Here is a 20,374-nt window from a genome sequence, read left to right on the forward strand (position 1 = left end):
ATATTACGATAACAGTTCCTTGAACATACCGTTTTGTTCCGAAAGTTCCGGAAAATTACCGGCTTCAACCAGTGTTCCCCGGTCAAACAGCAAAATTCGATCAAAGATCTCGGCGAGCTTCGCGTTTGAAAGCACCCAGATGATGCCAGGCCGCTCGCCTTCCTTGTGCAGACCACTGACAATGTTGTGGGTGATCTGGTCCTGCAGTCGCTGGTCGAGCGCAGAAAGCGGACGATTGAACACGAAATAATCGGAGCGCCGGATGAGCGCGCGCGCGAGGTTGAGCTTCTGGCGCTGGGCCATCGTCAGACGCTTGCCGCCGGATCCGACGTCGAACTCCAACCCGATGGAGAGCACATCGTCAAACAGGTCGAGCGAGTCGAACAGATCGCCCATGATGGCACGGATGCGGTCGGAGGCATCGGCCTGCTGGTAGGCAATGCGTCCGAACAGCACGTTGTCCATCAGGCTGGCCGACGAAATGAAGTGTTCCGGATCGTAACGCTCGATGAGTGCGGCCAGATCGTCTGGAATGTTCTGATGGAATTGCTTGCGGGCGCTGACGATCTTGGCCATCAGCTCATCCGTCAGCAGACCGAAACGGTGACGAGGCTCGATATAGGCAAAGCTCAGCCGGATGATCGCCTGGCGCTCCTCCGGTGTCGCATCATCGAATCGCCGGCTCTGCAGCTTCTGGAGCAGTCCCTGATAGGTGGGAATGTCATCCGCCGTCATGAACGTCAGCTGTTGGAAGAACGGATGGTCCGGCGGCAGGTCATGGAAGAGCTCCACCGCGTTCTCGGCAATCTCGAGACCCATGGCGTACAGGTCATCGCTGAGACCGGTTTCGCGGAAGAGCGCCTGGAAGTAGGGATGCGCCGCAAGCCGTCGATTGTTCATCATCGGCCGCTTCATCGACCCGAAGAGCAGGTTTTCGCCAACCGTCGCCTGCGAGTTGTAGGCATCGAAGTCGAACGGCACGACGATATTGCCGAGATCAGATTCCTCCATGCGCTTGCGCAAGGCGGCACGCAGGTCGACGATGTGATCTGCAAGAGTCACGTGGATGCTTGTGTCGACGACCGAACGAAGCGCTAGATCGAGAACGCCTTCCGACATCAGTACGGCGTCAAGCACCGGCCGGATGGTTTTCAGGATGTCCTGCGGGCCCGTGGCGCCAGCCGCGCGGTAATCCACCCAGTCGCTATTCAGGTCAAGCGCAGGATTACCTGCCTTTTGCGCTTCGATCGCATACCACTTGGCCTCAAGCGCTGCCTGGTCGTCATAGCTGGGCGTCGTCAATGGCGCGTGCTTCAAACCGTAGAGCAAGTTGTCCAGCAACGTGCCGTGGAAGAAGTAGGTATCGGCCGATGCATAGGAGATCCGGCGCCCAGTGATCGATTCCGGAAGCTCGAGTAAATCCTTGCCGTCAATGGTGATACGCCCGGTATCCGGCCACACCAAGCGTCCGAGCGCTTCGGCGAAAGCCTCGATGCCGCTCGCATTGGGTCCGACGACGGCGACCGTCTCGTTGGGCCGGATCTCAACCGAGACGTGATCGACCAATCGCGCACCGCTATCGTCGCTCACCGTCAGGTTCGTCACGACAAGCGGATAGGAGAGGGGGCCGATTGCTTCGGTCGGAACCTCCTGGATCTTACCGTCGATAAGCGGCTCGATGTTGAACTGCTCGTAGACCTGCTGATACTTGACCTGCACGTCTTGGCGCATCTGATCCCAGTCGATCAGTTCCTTCAGCGGTCCGGGAAGATCCTTGTACGCGCTGATCACCGCGACCAGCTGCCCGATATCCAGGCGACCCTGCAGCGCCAGATAGCCACCAATGGCATAGAAGAGAAACGGCGTGACCTGCGCCAGGAAGTTGTTCAGGAACTTGACCAGGAACTTCCACTGATAGAGGTCGTAGCGGATCGAGAAGATCAAACCGAGCCGCGTCGCAATGTCCGCGCGCTCCAGGTTCGAGGTGTCGTTGCTGTGGATCGTCCCGATACCGTCAACGATTTCGCCGACGCGGCCGGAAAGCTCGCGCGCCGTCAGCTGGCGCTGGCGACCGAGTTCAAGCAGCCGCTTTCTCATGCGGGGAATGACGACGGCCTGAACACCGACGATCGCAGCGGCAATCATCCCGAGCCAGAAATTCTGGATGATGATGAAAGCCAGCGCCGTGAGTGCCTGCCCACCGAGAAGGGCTGGCGAAACGAAGGCGTCTCCAGTGAAGCCACCCATTGGCTCCACCTCGTCCTTGATCATCGTAGCAATTTCGGCGGATTTTACCCGCTTGAACTGGCTGGGCGGAAAGCGCAGCACCCTGTCGATCAGTTCGAAGCGAATGCGCCGGAGCATCCGTTCGCCCAATCGGCCCTTGTAGGTGTTGATGTAGAACTTGAACAATCCGTTGAGCACGACCAGCGCAAGGAAAACCAGGCTGAGCGCCATCAGCATCTGAAGACGGTCAAGCTGAATGCCTTGGAAGAACTCGACCTTGCCGATAACAGGGAAGGTGTAGGACAGATGAAAGAAGGTCTGGGTCGCGCCTTCGCCTTCGAAGCCGGAGCCCTGGATAGGGCCGTTGACGATCTGCTTCGGGAGGTCGAATGATAGAAAATACGGTATCATCGACAACGCTACGACAGTCAGAATCCAGAGCTGCTGCAGCCGCGTGTTCGACCAGATATAGCGCGCGAGGCTTTTTTCCATTGTTAACCGTCAATTGTCTGGAAACGCCGGGGGCCGCAATCCTGTAGCGAAACAGGGAAGGAACGCCGAGAACAAGATCATGCTGTCGACCACCGGATAGAATAACAAAAACAACGCGAAGCGACGTGCGTTGATCGCGCCGATTCCCGTTGGGATTCTTTTTATATCATAGGACTTTGATAAAGTGCGAGCGTTTCAGCCGGTCATTGCGCGAATGATCTGGGCTGTTGTGTTTGCACCATCAAGATCCAAGGGCACCGAGACTTTACGGGGGTGCGCAAGCGCAGTCTCGACCGCCTCGGCCACCATCTTTGCCGTCAGGCCGCTTTCCGGCAAAACGTCCGCCAGCCCCAAGATCTGGAGCCGCTCGGCCCGCACGGTCTGCTCGGTTTCGCCCCCGGCCACGAACGGGATGAGGATCGCACGGCAATCGGTTTGCAAGAGGTCTCCGACCGTGTTGTAGCCGGCCTGCGAAATCGAAACGCGCGCACCACGCAGTAGAGACGGGAAGTCCTTGCGGAAGCGCACCAGCGTCACGTTGTCAGGCGCCTGCTGCGAAAGGGCAACGAAATCCGCCTCGGGAAGATTGGGACCGCTGATCAGCAGCCACCGCAACTCCTTCGGCAGATCGGCGGCCGCAGCGTTTGCAGCACGCAGAAGATCCGATCCGACCGCCCCACCGCCGGCCGATGCGATGATGTCGAAACGCTCGGTTGGTTCCGGTGCCGGGTCAGCCGCAACGATGCCGGTATAGCGGATTTTCGAGGCAATCTCCGACGTCAGTGGGAATGTATCTTCCAGCCGAACGAAGGCCGGATCGCCGTGCACAAGCACCGTATCGAAATGATTGCGAACAAGATCAACCGTTTCGGCATCGCGACCGGGCTTTCTGTTTTCCTGCAGGATGTCGCGCACGGAACTCAGCAGTTTTGGCCGAGGGCTTGCCTTTTCTATGGCATCGAGAAGCGGCAGAAGCTCGAAGCGCATCTGGCGACGACCAAACGGAAATGCCTCTATGATGACAACATCCGGCTTGGCTTCCTCAAAAGCGGCAAGGAGGAGATCGCGCCGCCGCTCCAGAAATGCCGCGTCGGCAGCAATGCCATTTTCGTCGGCAAGACCGGAAAACCCGACATTGCTGGCCACAACCGGCGGCAGGGTCACGGTCTTGATCCCGTCTCCCGGGAAGCCGGGAACCGGCAATCCGCCGGTTACGACGGTTACATCGAAGCCGTTACGCACCAACGCATTCGCGATACGGCTCGCACGCGCGATGTGGCCGATGCCCAGCAGATGCTGAACGTAAAAGAAAATGCGCGGTGCACTCATGCGGTCTTCCGCCATTCTTCCTCAAATAGCTTGCTGAGCTGATCGATGCTTGAGTGGTAATCGAAATGTGCGCGCACGCGCTTTTCGGCTGCCTCGCCCAGCTTGAGACGCAGTGCCGGGTCGGCGATCGCCATATGAAGCGCCTTTGCCAACGACTCTGGGCTTTCGGGAGGAACGACCAGACCGTTTTCGCGATGAATGAGAAGTTCCGGCACACCGGATACCGACGTGGAGATGCAGGGCAGGCGCTGGCTCGACGCTTCCACCAGAACGTTGGGCAATCCATCGCGATCGCCGTTTGCGGCAATCCGGCAGGCCAGCGCGAAAATATCGGCTCGGCGGTAGTGATCGAGCACGTCTTCCTGTGCGAGTGCACCCTTCCAGGTAATCCGCTCCGCGATGCCCAACGTCGCTGCCATCGCCTTCAGCTTCGTCAGTTCGTCGCCTCCGCCGATATGCTCGAAACGCCAGTTCAAGTCCGCCGGCAAAAGCGCCAGTGCTTCAAGCAGCGTATCGTAGCCCTTCTTCTCGACCGCCCGGCCGACGGAGAGAATGAGAACGGGATCGACCGGATCACGACCGTTCCTGTGCGATCGCTGGCCTGGGAAAGAACCGAAGCGGCCAAGATCAAGACCATGATAGCTGAGATAGACGGCATCGGTGCGAGCCGTCAGCGTGCGCATGTGATCATAGCCGTTGCGCGTGCACGTGACGGTCCAGCGTGCGCTGTTCAGCTTCTCGCCGAGATCCCAATCCGGCGACGTCCAGATGTCCTTGGCGTGGGCCGAACACGTCCAGGGAACGCCGGTCAGAATGCTCGCATATTCGGTGACCGATGCGGGCGTGTGAATGAAATGCGCGTGCAGCCAACCGCCATTGTCCGGCCACTCGCGGGCCAGCACGAAAGCCTGCCCCAGCCGCCGGAAGCGGTTGCGGGAAATGTCGCGAGGCAGGTCCTTGAAGAACCGCTTCCAGAGCGTCTTGGCGCCCGGTCGTGTGAAGCTGTGAAACAGGCCCTTCAGAACCCGGATGGGTTCCTCATGCAGATATTCAGGCAGGTAGACGACCTTGGCCTTTATCTCGTCGTGAACCGGATGGCGCTTCTTGTCGGTCGGGCGGCGCATCGAGATCAAGGTCAGTTCGAAGCCTGCCTTCTCGAGACCAAGCAATTCCTGCGCGATGAAGGTTTCCGAAAGGCGTGGGTAGCCCTTCAGGACGACAAGTATCTTCCGGCGGAGCGGCAACAGGGTGACTTTCACTCGGCACTGACAATGGAGAGATGGCGGCCGCGGCTGTCCAGCCAGTGTCCAACGGTCTGCGAGATGTGGTTCAGGCCGTCGAGCTGCAGCGTGCAGCCACTCTGCGAGGGCGGCAGCCGCTGCGGCAGGCGTTTCAATGCTGCAGCCATGACAGCAGGATCGGCCGATTGCTCAGGCAACAGAACATCCACCAGGCCCAGTTCGCTCGCCCGCTGGGCGCGCAGCAACTGTTCCTCGCGCGGCTTGATGCGGGGAACGATCAACGCCGGCTTGTCGAAGGACAGGATCTCGCAATAGGTGTTGTATCCACCCATGGCGACCACGCCGACGGCGCCGGCGACCAGTTCTTCCATGTGGTTGTCGAACTCGATGACCTCGACATAGGGAATCTTCGCGCCCTTTTGAACGAGCTTGGCGCGCTCGGCGGCGGGCATGTATGGCCCCAGCACGACCAGCGCTCTCTGCTGCAGGCTGGCATCATGTTCGTAGGCGTTCATGACGTCTTCGACGAGATCCGCGCCGTCGCCACCACCGCCTGTCGTCACCAGGATATAGTTGTCGTTGCGCGCGTTGATCGACGTCTTGCTGGTGGAGACGCTGCGCTGCAGGAAGCCGACGAAATCCATCTTCCGTCGAACACTGACCGGCACATCGAGGCCAACCAGTGGATCATAGAAATCCGGGGGGCCATAAACCCAGATCGAATCGTAATACTGATCGATCTTCTGCATGATCCCGTTCTTCTTCCACTCGGCGTCCAGAAGGTGCGGAGCGTCCATGATTTCGCGCAGCCCCAGCACCAGCGTCGCGCCTTGCGCCTTCAGATAGGCGAGCGTGTCTTCCACTTCGCCCTTCAAGCCCATCGGCTCCTTGTCGACGATGAAAACGTCGGGCTGAAATGTCTCCGCCGTGTGGCGAATGATCGATTCCCGCATCTTCAGGGTCTCCTGAAGATCGATATGGCTTGCCATCGACGTATATTCGCCGTTGCGAAGCTTGATCACGCTCGGAATTTTCACGAAGTCCACGCGGGCGCGATAGTCGAACGCGCCGGCGATCGTGGCTCCGGAGACAATCAGGATACTGAGCCCCCTGTAGTCCTCCACCAGCGCATGCGCGATCGCCCGACAGCGGCGCAAGTGCCCGAGTCCGAAGGTATCGTGGCTGTACATGAGGATACGGGCATCTTCCAGGCGCCGTGCCATGGGCATTCCTTCTGGGCTATTAAACACCTAGCACCGCCGGTTTCCGCGTGCCGTTGCGGCAGAGCAGCGCTCCGTCCGACTGCGCGCTATTTGTAGGGATCTGCCGCGTCACGCAAGCCGTCTCCCAGAAAGTTGAACGCCAAAATCACCAGAACGACCGGTATAATAGGAAAAAGCAACCATGGATAGAATGCAATGACGCTCACGCTCTTTGCCTCGGTGAGCAGGATGCCCCAACTGGTGATCGGCGGGCGCAGACCGAGCCCGAGGAAGCTGAGTGCGGTCTCCCCGAGAATCATGCCCGGGATTGAAATCGTCGCTGATGCGATCAGATGCGACATGAAGCCCGGAACAAGATGCCGGCCGATCACGCGGGCGGTGCTGGCGCCCATAAGCTGCGCCGCCTGAACGTAGTCCTCCTCTCGCAAGGCCAACAGCTTCGAGCGCACCGCTCGCGCAAGCCCCGTCCAGTCGATGATCCCGAGGATCACAGTAATACCGAAATAGATGACGATCGGGCTCCAAGTCACCGGCATGACGGCAGCCAGCGCCATCCAGAGTGGCAGGCTTGGCAAAGACTGCAGCACCTCGATCAGGCGTTGAACAACCAGATCGAAAATCCCGCCCCAGTAACCGGCCAGACCACCGATCACGATGCCGAGGCAAAAGCTGATCGCAATACCGATCAACCCGATGGTCAGCGAAATGCGGGCGCCATACATGATGCGCGACAGCACGTCGCGCCCCAACCGATCGGTTCCCAGAAGGAACATCTGCCCCCCAACGGCCGGGCACACCAGATGCAGGTCAGAGCTGATGAGCCCCCAGAATTTATAGCCGTCGCCGCGGCAGAAGAAGCGGATCGGCTGCACGTCGTTCGGCCTGTCCGTATACAGGCGGTGCAGCGTATCCAGATCGAGCGACATGCTGCGACCATAGACGAACGGACCGACGAACTTCCCCTCGTGGAACAGATGTACGCGCTGCGGCGGCGAATGGATGAAGTCGACATTTCGCGTGTGCAGCCCGTAGGGCGCCAGAAACTCCACGATGATGATCATGAAGTAGATCGCAACCAGGAAGATGCCCGAGGCAAGCGCCAACCGGTGTTGCTTGAACTTCCACCACATCAGCCGCTTTTGCGACGCGAGGTGCATACGCGACTGAGCAGCGGTCGCCGTCTCCGTTGCGAAAGGATCGAAGGGCGCGGTGGAAACGTAGTGCGGCAGAGGCGCACCGGGCGGAGGCAAGGGCGACATTATTTGGTGCTCCTGCCTTGAAGACGGATGCGCGGATCAAGAAACCCGAGTGCGATATCCGAAATGAGAACGCCGATGACATTCAAGAAAGCGAGGAACATCAGGAACGAGCCCGCGAGATACATGTCCTGGCTCTGGAGAGCCTTGATAAGCATGGGTCCGGTTGTCTCCAACGACAGAACGATCGCCACGATCTCGGCACCGGATATGATCGAGGGCAGGATCGATCCGATATCGGCCACGAAAAAATTGAGCGCCATGCGCAATGGGTATTTGATCAAGGCGCGCAGCGGATGCAGGCCTTTCGCGCGAGCGGTCATCACGTATTGCTTCTGCATTTCGTCAAGCAGGTTCGCGCGCAATCGGCGGATCATGCCTGCCGTGCCGGCGGCACCGACGATGATGACCGGGATCCACAGGTGCGACAGGATCGAGCGCGCCTTTTCCCAGCTCATTGGTTCCGACAGGAACTTCTGATCCATCAGATGCCCAATTGAAATGCCGAACCAGATGTTTGCAAAATACATCAGGATCAATGCCAGCATGAAATTGGGAATGGCGATGCCGAGCAGGCCGACGAAGGTCAGCCCATAGTCGCCCCAGCTATATTGATGCGTGGCGGAATAGATACCGATCGGAAACGCGATCAGCCACGTCAGCAGGATCGTGGAGAAGGAAACCAGGATCGTGAGCCATAGGCGATCGCCGACAACATCAGACACCGGCAGCTGGTATTCGAAGGAATAGCCGAAATCGCCGTGAAGCATTCCGCCGACCCAGTAGAAGTAGCGCACGACCGCAGGCTTATCGAAACCGTACTGTTTGCGCAGCTCTTCGATTTCCTGAAGGTTGGCGTTTTCGCCCTGCGCCCGCAGCTCGGCGATCTGGCTCTCGAAGAAGTCGCCCGGCGGCAGCTCGATGATCGTGAAAACCAGTGCTGAAATGACGAAGAGCGTCGGCACCATCGCAGCAATGCGCCACAGGATGTATCTCAGCATGGATCAGGCCTCCTTGAACCAGAAGGTGTCAGGCATGTAGATGCCAAGGAAGCAGGTCGGATCGAAGCCGTAGAGTGCGCGGTCCGGCACGTTCTGAAGCTTTGCCGAGTGCAATATCGGCTGCAGGGTGCTGTTGATCAGGCCGATCGAGAACACTTGCTGGGTATAGAGCGACAACATCTGATGCCAGATCGCCTCGCGTTCCTCGAACCGTGCGGTCAGGCCCCATTGGTTGAGCAGGTCAACCAGCTGCTTTGCCTCCGGCAGATCCGGTGCCGCGCCTTCCTGGCCGGCCGACAGGTAGTGCATGCCCCAGAGCGGCCATTGCAGCTGATCGTCGAATGTCGGCGCCAGCTGGTTCGGCACCATGTCTGCCGTCGCGACGCCGTTGTCGATCCCGAACCAGATGGACATCATGATCGTGCCGCCCATCGCCCGGTTGCGGAACACGTCACGTTGCGAGGTCCTCACATAAAGCGCGAGGCCAACCTGGCGCCAATGGTCGCGTACAAGCTCGAGCACATCGGTATCAAGCGTGCTCTCGCCGGCAGTTTCGACCGTGATTTCAGCACGGCGCCCGTCCGGCAGGAAACGGATGCCATCGCTGTCACGCTTGGACAAGCCCAGCTCGTCGAATAGGCGGTTCGCCTCATCCGGGTCGTGGTTGATGAAAGCATCGGCGTATTCGGATTTGTAGAGCGGGCTCTCTGGCAGCACGGTATCGGCGCTCGCCTTTCCAAGACCGTAGAAGGCGACCATGTTGATCTCGTGCCGATCGACGGCGAGCGAAAGCCCGCGGCGGAACCGGACATCCCGGAACAGATCGCGCCACACCTCGTCCGCACAATTGAGGTTCGGCAGCAGGGCCACGCGCGAACCGCGGATCTGTTTCCACAGGTTGACCTTCACCGGGAACCGCTTTTCGGCATCCTTCAGGAAGGTATAGTCGTTGAAGTCGACGCCGGTGGACTGGAGGTCGGTTTCACCTGCTCCCGCCTTGGCTGCAATGATCGACGACGAACTGACATTGAGCACGAAGCGATCGACATACGGAAGCTGGAGACCGTTCTCATCGATGCGGTGGAAAAACGGGTTGCGAACGAACACGAACTGATCGGCCGGCGGGGCGGTCGTGTTCAGCCATGGATCAAGCGTCGGAAGCTCCGGATTTTCGGGGCGCGAAGCGCGCGACATCTTGATGTGCAGGTCGGCCCACTTCTTGACCCGGTTCTCCTTCATCAAGGCCGATAGGCGAAAATCATCCTGATACTTCTTGTGGAACTGCTTGAGGTAGTGACCCGGACCATAGATCACCAGCGGCAGGGGACCCGCAAGCGCCGGCATGAAGTTTGGATTGGGCTTATCCCAGCTGTAGCGCACAGTCAGCGGATCGAGCATTTCGAAGCGCGGCAGGTCGCCATGCGGCCTGAGCTCCAGCGCACCGCCGCCTGGCGTCAGCGCCTTGTCGAGAATGACGTCTTCCCACCAGTACCTGAAATCATCCGCCGTAAATGGCGCGCCGTCCGACCAGCGATGCCCCTCGCGAAGATGGAAGGTAAAGACGGTATCGTTCTCCGACGTGAACCCCATCACGATGTCAGGCTGGAGCTGCAGACGGGTATCGTAGCCGACCAGGCGCGAATAGCCGTTAACGGTCATGTACCGAATGTCTTTCGCGCTACCGATGATCGTGCGCACGGTGCCGCCATAGACGCCGGGCTCGCGCCCCATGTTCTTCATGTTTACGATGCGCGGATGCGTCGGCAGGCGATCGACCATGGCCGGGATACGGCCGGCGCGCAGCCAATCGGTCAGGAATTCGGGCTCTATATCGCGGTCGCGATCGCCGTTCGCCCCGGCGATCGATGGCGCCAGTACCGAACCCACAAGGCCGCCCAAAAAGGTGCGCCGACTTACCATGCCCGTAGCTCCTTGGTATCCGCACCCTTGCGGGCGCGGACGAAATGACCGTTGCCGAGATCGGCATAGTCGAGCTCCGACGCGTCGTCGTGTTCGGCGGTAAAGGTTATGCCCCAGTTCTGCTTGTCGGCAGCGCCATTCTTTCGCAGCGCCTCGAAATCGAGCGGTCGGTCAAGATCCGGGAACGGCACGGCCGCCAGCAATGACTTGGTATAGGGATGCACCGGATCGCGCAAAATGATCTCGCGCGGCGCAATCTCCACGATGCGTCCCTTGCACATGACGGCGATACGATCGGCCATATAGTCGACAACCGCCAGATTGTGCGAGATGAACAGATAGGTCAGCCCAAGTTCTTGCTGCAAATCCTTGAGAAGGTTGAGGATCTGAGCCTGGACCGAAACATCGAGCGCGGAAACCGGCTCATCCAGAATGATCAGCTTGGGTCCCAATGCCAGTGCGCGTGCGATGCCGATGCGCTGGCGCTGGCCGCCCGAGAAACTGTGGGGATATCGGTTCAGGTGGCGACGATCGAGGCCGATCGCTCCCATCAGTGCCTCGACCTTCTTCTTGCGATCCGCGCTGTTGCCGCGATCGTGAATTTCCAAAGGCTCGCTCAAAATGTTGCGAACCGTCATGCGCGGGGAAAGCGAAGACACCGGATCCTGGAACACCATCTGGATCTTGGTGCGCAGCTCCTGCAATTCGTCGCCGCTCGCGGACAGGACGTCGATCACATCCTTGCCGTCGTTGAACACGACCGAGCCGCTATCCGGCGTGATTGCGCGCATCAGGATCTTGCTGACCGTCGTCTTGCCGCAACCGGACTCCCCGACCAACCCGAGGCATTCCCCGCGACGGATATCGAAGCTGACATCATCGACAGCCCGGAACGCAACCGTTTCACGGTTACCGAACAGACCGCGATTGCGGCTCTTGAAGGTCTTGGTCAGGTTCTTGACCGACAAAAGCACCGGCGGCCCTTCGACCTCGACCTTCTTCTTGCCGATCAGGGATTCCAGATTGACGGGCACATCACGCAACGCCTTCAGCCGCTCGCCCGCCCTCATATCGAAATGCGGCACTGCGGCCATCAGGGCCTTGAGATAGGGGTGCTGGGGGTTACGGAAGATCGATTCCACCGGGCCCGCTTCCAGGATCTCGCCGTGATAGATCACCACGACCTCGTCGGCCATATTCGCCACGACGCCCAGGTCATGGGTGATCAGCAACATCGCCATTCCGAGTTTGTGTTGCAGATCACGCAGCAGTTCGAGGATCTGCGCCTGGATCGTTACGTCCAGAGCCGTTGTCGGCTCGTCGGCAATCAGGAGCGCGGGGTTGCAGATCAGCGCCATCGCGATCATCGCACGCTGGCGCATGCCGCCCGAGAGCTCGAAGGGATACATGTCGAATGTACGCTTCGGATTGGGAAAGCCCACGAGACCCAGCATTTCCTCGGTCTTTTCCCGCGCCTGCTTCTTGTCGGCATCGGTATGGATGAGAAGCGCTTCGCTGATCTGGTTGCCGACCGTGTGCAGGGGCGACAAGGATGTCATCGGCTCCTGGAAGATCGTCGCCATGCGCCGCCCGCGCAGATCGCGCATTTCCGCGCTGTCGCGGGAGAACTGCAGAAGATCTGTCGTCTTGCCGTCCAGGGGGTCGGTAAACAGGATCCGTCCCTCCGCCCGTGCCGGCGTCGGCAAGATCCCCATGATGCCCTGGCTGATAACGGACTTGCCCGAACCGGACTCCCCGACGAGGGCCGTCACCTTGCCCGGCAGAATGCGCAGATTGGCGTTCTTTACGGCACGCAGACGGTCGCCGAAAATCGAGAAGGAAATGTCGAGATTTTCAATGCGCAACAGATCGGAGGCGGGCGCCATACCAATGAAATTCCCCAGTTTTTCTTCGTTCCCGTTGAGGGCACACTAGCGTACCGCAAACGGGGTGTCCAGTTGATGACACACACGCAAAAAACCAGGCTGCACCTCGCCCCGGCAAGGGGCTAGGCGGGCCATTTTAATGGCGGTTTGTCCCGCCTACATGAGCTTTTCCGCCACCGGCGCCTTGGCCTGTTTGCGAGCGTCGCGATGGAGAAGAATAACCTGCTCTGCCTCCGAAAGACCGCTTGGCGCCACCTCGTCGAAGCCATCCTCGAGCGCCACCAGAGGCGTCGGCGCCCGCGGCTGCAGCACCGTCACTTTCTGGCGCACACCGCGCAGCTTTTCCTCGCCAAGGGTCGTCCACTCGCCGCCGCAATAGCCCGCAAATGCCTGGCTTGCCACAACCTCACGGGAATATTTCTTCGTCAGCGACTGCAACCGCTGGACTTCATTAACCGCAGACCCGAATGCCGAAAATGTCAGGCGGTCCTTCAGGCCGACATTCCCGAACATCACATTGCCGACATGCAGGCCGATACCGTAGGAGATCTTGCTGAGCCCCTTGTCCTGCCGTTCCCTGTTGAGCTCCGCCACGTGTGTCTGCGCGACATGCACGGCCGACAGCGCGGCCTGACAGGCGATGGAAGAGGGGTCCTTGTGGCGCCCGCACGGGTAGACGGCCAGAAAACCATCGCCGATGAAGCTCAGGATCTCGCCACCATTGCGGTTGAAGGGCGCAGCGATGGCATCGAAGAACTGGTTCAGCGTGTCGATATAGGTCTGCCGACCCTCCTTCTCGGCGTACATGGTCGACTGTCGCATGTCTCCCATCACAAGTGCCGCGCGGATCGTCTCACCATCGCCACGACGGATCTGGCCGTTGAGAACGCGCTTTCCGGCATCGCCACCGAGATAGGTTGTCAGCATGTTGTTTGCGAGCTTGCCGAGGACGGCCATCTTCGCGGCAACAGCCAGATGGTTCTGCATGCGCAGTAACGCATCGATCATGTCGTCGGAGAAGCCGGCATTGCTGTCGGTCGACCAGGATCCCATCATCCCCTGCACGGAACCGTCGCCGAACGGCTGCACGAAGGCGAGGTAGTCGGTGATCTTCTCCTCGCGCAAATCCTGAAACACCGGAAATTCCGCGGGACCATCGGCCGGAATGCGGCGGCGGATGTGCTGGAGATTGTTGTCCAGCAGATAATAGTAGGGGCTCTGCAGGAACCGGTCCGGCTTCTGTCCCGCCGCATGCCGGTATCCTTCGATCGTCACCCCGCTTGCCCGTCGCCAGGTGAAGCTGAGCGCATCGTAGAGCGGATGCAGCATAGAAAAGGTGAGATGCACCCGCGCGATCGGCAGACCGGCGGCGGCTATGCGTTCGCAGAAACCGCGAACGATACTTTCAAGGTCGTCGCCGGCCAGCGAAGAATTCGTCAGCCATTCAGCAACCCGATCCAGCAAAATCGATGAAACACGGAGGTCGATCGCGCCCATTCTCGGTAATATCCTCATAAGGCACGCCACCCCCTCAAAGAGTCGACAGGCCGTCATGCAGCATGGTCATGCGCAAGGCGGACAATCAGGATGGACGAGCGGTATTATTGTGTCAACAATCTGCCGGGGGAGGCAGCGGCACCTGTCAAACCCTTGATATTCCGGGCTGGATAGGAGTCCTTTCTGGTGGTTTGTTATCCAACGTAAATAGGCATGGCACGAACGCCAGACAATGGCTCTTGCATATTTTCTGGCCTCCGGATGGCATCTCTTTAGGCATCCGAGCCATTTTCGCCACACCACGCAACGCCGGGAGAGGCGGCTCGAAGCTGTGATCGCCCACACAATCTCTTGCGGGTTTCATTCGCGCAGAACTTCCATTAGACCGTAAACCGATCTTCCGGAATCCAGATGAGACCCTGCCTTGGCCAGCTCCCCTACCTTCGACGCACTTCTCTCCAAGATCGAGGCCCGCAGCGCGCGCGCCGGCATTATCGGCCTCGGCTATGTCGGCCTGCCGCTCGCCATGGCCATTGCCCGCAGCGGCTTCCCGGTGACAGGTTTCGACATCGATCCGGGGAAAATCGTCTCCATCGAAGCGCGCCGTTCTTACATCGACGCCGTGACCAGCGCTGATCTTGCCACCCAAATCAACGTCGGGCGTTTTTCTGCCACCACGGACTTTGCCGCGCTGAAGGACTGCGACGTCATTGTCATCTGCGTTCCGACGCCGCTTACAAAGCATCGCGACCCCGACCTCTCTTTCGTAGAGGCGACGTCGCACGCCATTGCCGCACATCTGCGCGCCGGCCAGCTTATTGTACTGGAATCGACCACCTATCCAGGCACGACCGACGACATCGTCAAAGTCATTCTCGAGAAGACCGGCCTCAGATCAGGCAAGGACTTCTTCGTCGGCTTTTCGCCGGAACGGGAAGACCCCGGCAATCAGCATTTTCACACAGCAACCATCCCCAAGGTCGTCGCCGGTGACGGTGCCGAGGCCCTCACGTTGATGACGAGCTTCTACGGCGCGGCGGTCAAGACCGTCGTTCCGGTGTCTTCGAATGCCACGGCCGAGGCCGTGAAGCTCACCGAAAACATCTTTCGCTCAGTCAATATCGCGCTCGTCAATGAGCTGAAGACCGTCTATGCGGCGATGGGCATCGACGTCTGGGAAGTGATCGATGCCGCCAAGACAAAGCCGTTCGGCTACATGCCGTTCTATCCGGGACCCGGCCTCGGCGGACACTGCATCCCGATCGACCCGTTCTACCTGACCTGGAAATCGCGCGAATACGAACTGCCCACCCGCTTCATCGAACTCGCCGGCGAGATCAACTCCGCCATGCCGCGCTACGTGGTCGGGAAGCTTGCCGAGGCGCTCGACATCCGCGCCGGCAAGGCGCTCAGCCGTTCGCGGGTGCTCGTTCTCGGCCTTGCCTACAAGAAGAACGTCGCCGACATTCGCGAAAGCCCTTCGCTCCGGCTGATCGAGCTGATCGAAGAGCGCGGCGGCAAGGCGGATTACCATGATCCCCACGTCGCGGAGATCCCGCCAACCCGCGAGTACCAGGCTTTGAAAGGCCGCAAGTCCATCAGCCTTGATAACCTCGCCGGCTACGACGCCGTGCTTATCGCCACCGACCACGATGGGATCGACTACGGCGCACTCGCCATGAACGCGCCTCTTATCATCGATACCCGCAACGTCTTCGCGCGGCAGGGCCTTCAAGGCGATCACATCGTCAAGGCGTGACCTCCACGCCCGACAATTGCTTGCCCGTGATCTGGCTGGCGGCGACGGCGTAACCGCCGCTGGCGCCGTCGATGAAGTGCATGTGATCGCGCGATAGCGGCGTTGGGACGAAGCACGTCATCAGCGCCGAGCTTTGACGATGGAGACCGTAGCGAGCGATCCCCTTGTCCTGCGCCTCTTGAAGCAGCGCCTGGATCCGCGTGAGATGATCGCGGTCGACATCGATGGTCATCTTCAAGCCGTCGTCGAACTTGCGAAAGTCCGAATTCTCCGAAACGTCCCGCCGGTATCGCCGGGCATCGAAGTTACCAAGCTTGATCCCCAGCGTGTGAAGCGCGACCGTCAACGCGATCTGCAGCATGATGGAAAACCGCTGCCTCCAGCGCCGCCCGTCCTTGGCGGTTGCCCGCGCCTCGCGATTGATGCCATGAAGCGAAAAGCCAAGCGCCGGTCCATCGACGGGAACAGGGTGAGCGCCGCGATTCTGCTCTGCCGAGATCGCGACGATCTGTCCGACGAGGTCGCGGAACTCGGCGCCGGAGCCTCCCTTGCCAGGCACCGCGATGATCGACACGATCTCGCCGTTCTGCGCCTGAATGGGATCCCACCGGCAGGAAAGGCCGCTGAGGTCAGGGCGCGTTCCGGCGGGTGCGGGTTCCACGCCATAGCGTCCAAGCTTCATCTGGCGCTCGGCCCAACTCGTCCCGCCGCCGGCAAACATTGCGTAGGTAACAAACGGGCTGGCCGCATAGCGTGCGACGCGCACGTCGAGACCCTCGTTCCTGATTTCCCCGAGCGGCACGACGGCGATCCGCAACGTCAGCCCCAGATCTTCTTCCACCCACCGCTGCGCCGCTGCGAGCGCCTGGCGGGCTGTCGCCTCCAACGAACTCGGCAGCGCGACCAATGCGCCATCGCCACCAAAGACAAAGGGGTAGTCTTCCTTGCCGACCGCGTTCAGCACGGCGGAGATGACACTGGCGCCGGCCATGTTCACGTCCTTGTAGCGCCCGTCCATGATCGCCTGCGTCGATCCGACGATGTCGGCGAGCGCGAGGATCCAGCGCTCGGGCAGCGGACGATAGTTGCCGGTGTCCGCAACACCCTCGAAATCAGTGAACACCGGCACGCCGGCAAAGAATCTGTCGTTCGAAATATCGTTCATATGAAGAAGCCTAGCACAGACCCATGTTGCCGCCGCAAGGGCATTTTGCATTTACGGCAATCGACTTTCCAAGGTTTGGTGTGATAGCACCAACGTCGAAAACAAGAGAACGGACAAGGACATAAATGAGCCGCCTCGACAGCTTCATTCGCCGCCTGACGGCTCAGCGCGATATTCTCAATTCGATCTTCGACCTAGTGAGAGAAACCGAGGGACCCGTCCTCGAATTCGGCCTCGGCAACGGCCGGACCTACGATCATCTGCGTGAGCATCTGTCCGATCGACGCATCATCGCCTTCGATCGCGAGGTCCGCTCTTATTCCGCGTCGACGCCGCCACAGGCGGATATGGTCACGGGCGACATTCGCGAGACCGGCCAGGCCTATCTCGGGATCGGCGCCTCGCTCGCACATGCTGACATCGGCACCGGCCATGACGATATCGACGCCATCACGTTGACCTGGCTGCCGCAACTGATGGCGGGCGTTCTGGCCACGAACGGGATCGCCGTCAGCGGCCTGCCGATCGACCGGCCGGATCTCGAACCCTTGCCGCTGCCGCCCGGCATCAAGGAAGGCCGGTACTACCTTTACCGGAAGAGGTGATCAGGGAAGAAGCAGGACGTCATATTGATCGATGCCACCCGGCAGATCGATGACCTTCATTTCCTGCTCGTGATCTTCGAAGAAAACCAGGCAATTATCGTAGAATGCTGCGAGATCGCTTATGAAAGCAGCCGTCTGCGCCGGCCCGTAAAAAAGCGGCGTGAACTCCATGTAGAGCGGCACGCGGCGAGACATCAAAGGCAGCATCGAACGGCAGGCAAGCGGCTCGTAGCCTTCGATATCCATCCACACGAGGCCGATATCGGCTGGATCGATGGCAAGTTCCGTCAGGACCTGCGTGACCGGCTTCACCGGCACGCTGATTTTCACGTCGGTTTTGCTCTGGCGAAATGCGCTGCTCTTGCCGTGATTGTTCGCATTCAGGAAGAAATCGATCTCGCCCGCGGTCTCGCCGGCCGCGCAGTTGACCAGCGTGACGCCCTCTTCAAGGCGGTTCTGGCGTATGTTCGTCTGCAAGAGAGGAAAATTGCGAGGATCGGGCTCCATGCTTACGATATGAGCATAGGCCCTGGCGAGCGCGAAATACACCGTCTGGGTCCCGATGTTGCCGCCAATCTCGAGGAGCGTGGATGCCTTGCGCATCAAGCCTCGCGCTTCCAGAACCTTCAGCAGGCGATCGACATGATCCCGTTCGAAATGCCCCTTGCGGAAGACCTTGCGGCCAATGTAGTCGCCCGGCGAAAACGTCATCAGATGGTCGCCGGCATCCACCGTCATGGAAACGACGCGCGGGCCGACATTTTCGATGAGCAGGCGACGACCGGTTCTGGTGTCGAAGAGGCGGCTTGCAACGGCGTTTCGCATCTTGCGAAGGCGTTTCTGCCAGTATTTGGCGGCAAGCCAGCTGGAGCCGGGCATCAGTTCTTCCCTGTGAACAGTTCCAGCGTCTTGTCTCTCGAAACCACATAGACTTTCAAGGGCAAGGCCCGACCGCGCACGCTGATTTCACGACTTTCGACACCGGTTACATCAGCCCCGGCGCGTAGCGCGACAGGTTCGGATATCACAAGCGCAACGTCGAATTCCTTCGCGGCCGTTTCAAGCCGGCTCGCCACGTTGACGGTGTCGCCAATGGCCGTCGTGCTGCGAACGCGACCATAACCCAGCGTGCCGACAACAGCGGGACCGGTATGAATGCCGATTGCGATCCTAAGCGGAATGGAGAGTTCGTCCGACAGTTCAGCGCTCAGCTTCTCGATGTCGCGGGCAATCGACGCGGCTGCCGCCAACGCCTGCCGGCACGCTTCCTCCGGCGAATTGCCGATCCCGAACAAGGCCATGGCGCCGTCGCCGATGAACTTGTCGATACGGCCGCCGGCCTGTTCCACCGCATTGCCGACCAATGCGAAATACCGGTTCAGCAGGAAGACGATATCGAAGGGTAGCCGGGTCTCCGTCAGCGTCGTAAAATTGCGGATATCACAGAACAGGACGGCTATTTCGCGTTCGCGCCCCGGACTGGTCTCCTGACTGTTGGCGGGAAGAGACGTCTCTGTGGCCGGAACGAGCAGCGGAACCACCGTGATGTCCTCGACAGGGTGGAGCTGACAGGCAAGACGCACATCGGCGGCGGCATTAATGCGCTTCAGCGTCGACTGCTCCAGCTTGTCGGGCGGTGGCAGGTTCTCGTAGTTGCTGAGAACCTGCACGCGACAGGTCGAGCACTGCCCCTTTCCTCCACACACCGAATAATGAGGGACGCCGCCGAGGCGACTGGCCTCAAGCACTGTGAACCCGCGCGGGACCTGGATCGACTCTCCGCTTTGATAGTGGACCGTGATCTGATCGACCCGTTCCTTCCATCGGCGCCGGGTTCGCGCGGCAACGACAATCAGCAGCGCCCCTGAAAACGACCCGTACAATCCGGCGCGGATCATGGCGATCTGCCGCTGTGCCTCGGGGTCGGAGTAGTAGCGCGCGTTGATGTTTTCTTCGTAGCGCCGCCTGTCGACGGTACCTTCATAGGCCGGCTCGGCGATCGTGCGTCCCATTTCGATAAAGCCAAGAATGGCGAGGACCGGAACAAGGATCGCGACCGCCAGCAGGGGTGCTGCGATCTGCGCATACCAGACGCGGTATCGCAGCCAGAAATGCAAGCCAATACAGCCGTGGATCCAGATCACCACAAGTGCCGTGATCTGTCGGACCGCATTTGCCGGCGCCGTAATCCAGAGAAGGCGAACGATTGCCTCGTAGTCATCGCGGAAGTGAAAGAGGGAATGCGCGATGCGGGTCCCGATCACATGATCGATCAACAGCAGCGGTATCGCAAGGCCCAGCACGATCTGGGCCATCTCGGTCTTTGGCATGACCAGACTTCGACGGACATAGATCGAGCGGAGCACCAGACCGATATGTGTGAATATGGCCCCATAGAGCAGCAACGTGCCGAGCGGGTTTCGCCACAAGGCCATAAACAGCCGCCGACCATCGTCGGCCGCGTCAACGGAGATCAGTCCCAATGCATGGTTGGAAAAATGCAACGTGGCGAAGACGAACATCACCAGACCCGAGCCGAGCCGGGCTCGCCTGATCGAGCGCTCCGAAAAAATGCTGCTGACTGCGAGGGTCGCCATTCAATCCCGTTCTTGAAACCCAAATCACAAATACAATAGAGATGACGCACTTGAGGTGGAATTGCCGCGTTGTCGTGGCAACAGCATTTCACATATTCGTCAGCAGCTTGTAAGGAAGTGCATAATAGCAGAGTTTTTTCCGGCAGGCGCCCTCGTGGGATGTGAACAGACCGTTTC

The 20,374-nt window shown here is 59.8% G+C and carries 14 protein-coding genes; 2 read left to right on the top strand and 12 right to left on the bottom strand.

Annotated features, from left to right (window positions below; translation table 11 throughout):
• Window positions 1-3: 3 nt before the first annotated feature.
• The 9 genes from QTL94_RS08135 to QTL94_RS08175 all read right to left on the bottom strand — a co-directional run bounded on the left by QTL94_RS08135 (window position 4) and on the right by QTL94_RS08175 (window position 14,071).
• Window positions 4-2,718 carry an ABC transporter transmembrane domain-containing protein gene (locus QTL94_RS08135; RefSeq protein WP_289801188.1) on the bottom strand — a complete coding sequence of 905 codons (2,715 nt, stop codon included), beginning with the start codon at window positions 2,716-2,718 and terminating at the stop codon, window positions 4-6.
• A 195-nt stretch (window positions 2,719-2,913) separates the two neighbouring features.
• Window positions 2,914-4,047, bottom strand: a complete 1,134-nt coding sequence (locus QTL94_RS08140) for a glycosyltransferase family protein (protein ID WP_289801189.1) — start codon at window positions 4,045-4,047, stop codon at window positions 2,914-2,916.
• Window positions 4,044-5,291, bottom strand: coding sequence for a glycosyltransferase family 4 protein (locus tag QTL94_RS08145; protein ID WP_289801190.1), 1,248 nt, complete (start codon window positions 5,289-5,291; stop codon window positions 4,044-4,046). Before QTL94_RS08145 ends, QTL94_RS08140 begins: the two co-directional genes overlap by 4 nt.
• 11 nt (window positions 5,292-5,302) lie before the next feature.
• Window positions 5,303-6,511 carry a glycosyltransferase family protein gene (locus QTL94_RS08150; protein WP_289801191.1) on the bottom strand — a complete coding sequence of 403 codons (1,209 nt, stop codon included), beginning with the start codon at window positions 6,509-6,511 and terminating at the stop codon, window positions 5,303-5,305.
• A gap of 86 nt (window positions 6,512-6,597) precedes the next feature.
• Entirely contained in the window at window positions 6,598-7,770 is a 1,173-nt protein-coding gene (locus tag QTL94_RS08155) for an ABC transporter permease (RefSeq protein ID WP_065692787.1), read from the bottom strand.
• Window positions 7,770-8,768 carry an ABC transporter permease gene (locus QTL94_RS08160; protein ID WP_065692786.1) on the bottom strand — a complete coding sequence of 333 codons (999 nt, stop codon included), beginning with the start codon at window positions 8,766-8,768 and terminating at the stop codon, window positions 7,770-7,772. The genes QTL94_RS08155 and QTL94_RS08160 overlap by 1 nt, the downstream gene beginning before the upstream one ends.
• A gap of 3 nt (window positions 8,769-8,771) precedes the next feature.
• A complete protein-coding gene (locus QTL94_RS08165; protein ID WP_289801192.1) occupies window positions 8,772-10,688 on the bottom strand; it encodes an ABC transporter substrate-binding protein in 1,917 nt (638 codons plus the stop codon).
• Window positions 10,682-12,574, bottom strand: a complete 1,893-nt coding sequence (locus QTL94_RS08170; protein WP_289801193.1) for an ABC transporter ATP-binding protein — start codon at window positions 12,572-12,574, stop codon at window positions 10,682-10,684. Before QTL94_RS08170 ends, QTL94_RS08165 begins: the two co-directional genes overlap by 7 nt.
• A 156-nt stretch (window positions 12,575-12,730) precedes the next feature.
• Entirely contained in the window at window positions 12,731-14,071 is a 1,341-nt protein-coding gene (locus QTL94_RS08175) for an adenylate/guanylate cyclase domain-containing protein (protein WP_289801194.1), read from the bottom strand.
• Window positions 14,072-14,495: 424 nt separating this feature from the next.
• Between QTL94_RS08175 and QTL94_RS08180 the strand changes: the two genes are divergently transcribed.
• Complete coding sequence (locus QTL94_RS08180; protein ID WP_289801195.1) at window positions 14,496-15,830, top strand: nucleotide sugar dehydrogenase; 1,335 nt, start codon at window positions 14,496-14,498, stop codon at window positions 15,828-15,830.
• On the opposite strand, the gene QTL94_RS08185 is transcribed toward QTL94_RS08180, so the two are convergent.
• Window positions 15,820-16,995, bottom strand: a complete 1,176-nt coding sequence (locus tag QTL94_RS08185) for a DUF3095 domain-containing protein (protein WP_289801196.1) — start codon at window positions 16,993-16,995, stop codon at window positions 15,820-15,822. The genes QTL94_RS08180 and QTL94_RS08185 overlap by 11 nt on opposite strands.
• A gap of 125 nt (window positions 16,996-17,120) precedes the next feature.
• Here QTL94_RS08185 and QTL94_RS08190 point away from each other — a divergent pair, with 125 nt between their 5' ends.
• Complete coding sequence (locus QTL94_RS08190; RefSeq protein ID WP_289801197.1) at window positions 17,121-17,600, top strand: class I SAM-dependent methyltransferase; 480 nt, start codon at window positions 17,121-17,123, stop codon at window positions 17,598-17,600.
• Here QTL94_RS08190 and QTL94_RS08195 read toward each other — a convergent pair whose 3' ends face one another.
• The gene (locus tag QTL94_RS08195; protein ID WP_289801198.1) at window positions 17,601-18,479 is read right to left on the bottom strand and encodes an FkbM family methyltransferase; all 879 of its coding nucleotides are present in this window, start codon (window positions 18,477-18,479) and stop codon (window positions 17,601-17,603) included. It lies immediately after the preceding gene.
• The gene (locus tag QTL94_RS08200; RefSeq protein WP_289801199.1) at window positions 18,479-20,197 is read right to left on the bottom strand and encodes an adenylate/guanylate cyclase domain-containing protein; all 1,719 of its coding nucleotides are present in this window, start codon (window positions 20,195-20,197) and stop codon (window positions 18,479-18,481) included. The genes QTL94_RS08195 and QTL94_RS08200 overlap by 1 nt, the downstream gene beginning before the upstream one ends.
• Between the last annotated feature and the right edge of the window lie 177 nt (window positions 20,198-20,374).

It is taken from the genome of Rhizobium sp. S96 (assembly GCF_030382195.1).
GTDB lineage: Bacteria > Pseudomonadota > Alphaproteobacteria > Rhizobiales > Rhizobiaceae > Rhizobium.

Coding starts and splice junctions, on each gene's coding strand:
- QTL94_RS08185 (WP_289801196.1), bottom strand. CDS start 16,995: ATGAACGATATTTCGAACGACAGATTCTTTGCCGGCGTGCCGGTGTTC.
- QTL94_RS08200 (WP_289801199.1), bottom strand. CDS start 20,197: ATGGCGACCCTCGCAGTCAGCAGCATTTTTTCGGAGCGCTCGATCAGG.
- QTL94_RS08160 (WP_065692786.1), bottom strand. CDS start 8,768: ATGCTGAGATACATCCTGTGGCGCATTGCTGCGATGGTGCCGACGCTC.
- QTL94_RS08175 (WP_289801194.1), bottom strand. CDS start 14,071: ATGGGCGCGATCGACCTCCGTGTTTCATCGATTTTGCTGGATCGGGTT.
- QTL94_RS08135 (WP_289801188.1), bottom strand. CDS start 2,718: ATGGAAAAAAGCCTCGCGCGCTATATCTGGTCGAACACGCGGCTGCAG.
- QTL94_RS08150 (WP_289801191.1), bottom strand. CDS start 6,511: ATGGCACGGCGCCTGGAAGATGCCCGTATCCTCATGTACAGCCACGAT.
- QTL94_RS08155 (WP_065692787.1), bottom strand. CDS start 7,770: ATGTCGCCCTTGCCTCCGCCCGGTGCGCCTCTGCCGCACTACGTTTCC.
- QTL94_RS08190 (WP_289801197.1), top strand. CDS start 17,121: ATGAGCCGCCTCGACAGCTTCATTCGCCGCCTGACGGCTCAGCGCGAT.
- QTL94_RS08165 (WP_289801192.1), bottom strand. CDS start 10,688: ATGGTAAGTCGGCGCACCTTTTTGGGCGGCCTTGTGGGTTCGGTACTG.
- QTL94_RS08195 (WP_289801198.1), bottom strand. CDS start 18,479: ATGCCCGGCTCCAGCTGGCTTGCCGCCAAATACTGGCAGAAACGCCTT.
- QTL94_RS08170 (WP_289801193.1), bottom strand. CDS start 12,574: ATGGCGCCCGCCTCCGATCTGTTGCGCATTGAAAATCTCGACATTTCC.
- QTL94_RS08140 (WP_289801189.1), bottom strand. CDS start 4,047: ATGAGTGCACCGCGCATTTTCTTTTACGTTCAGCATCTGCTGGGCATC.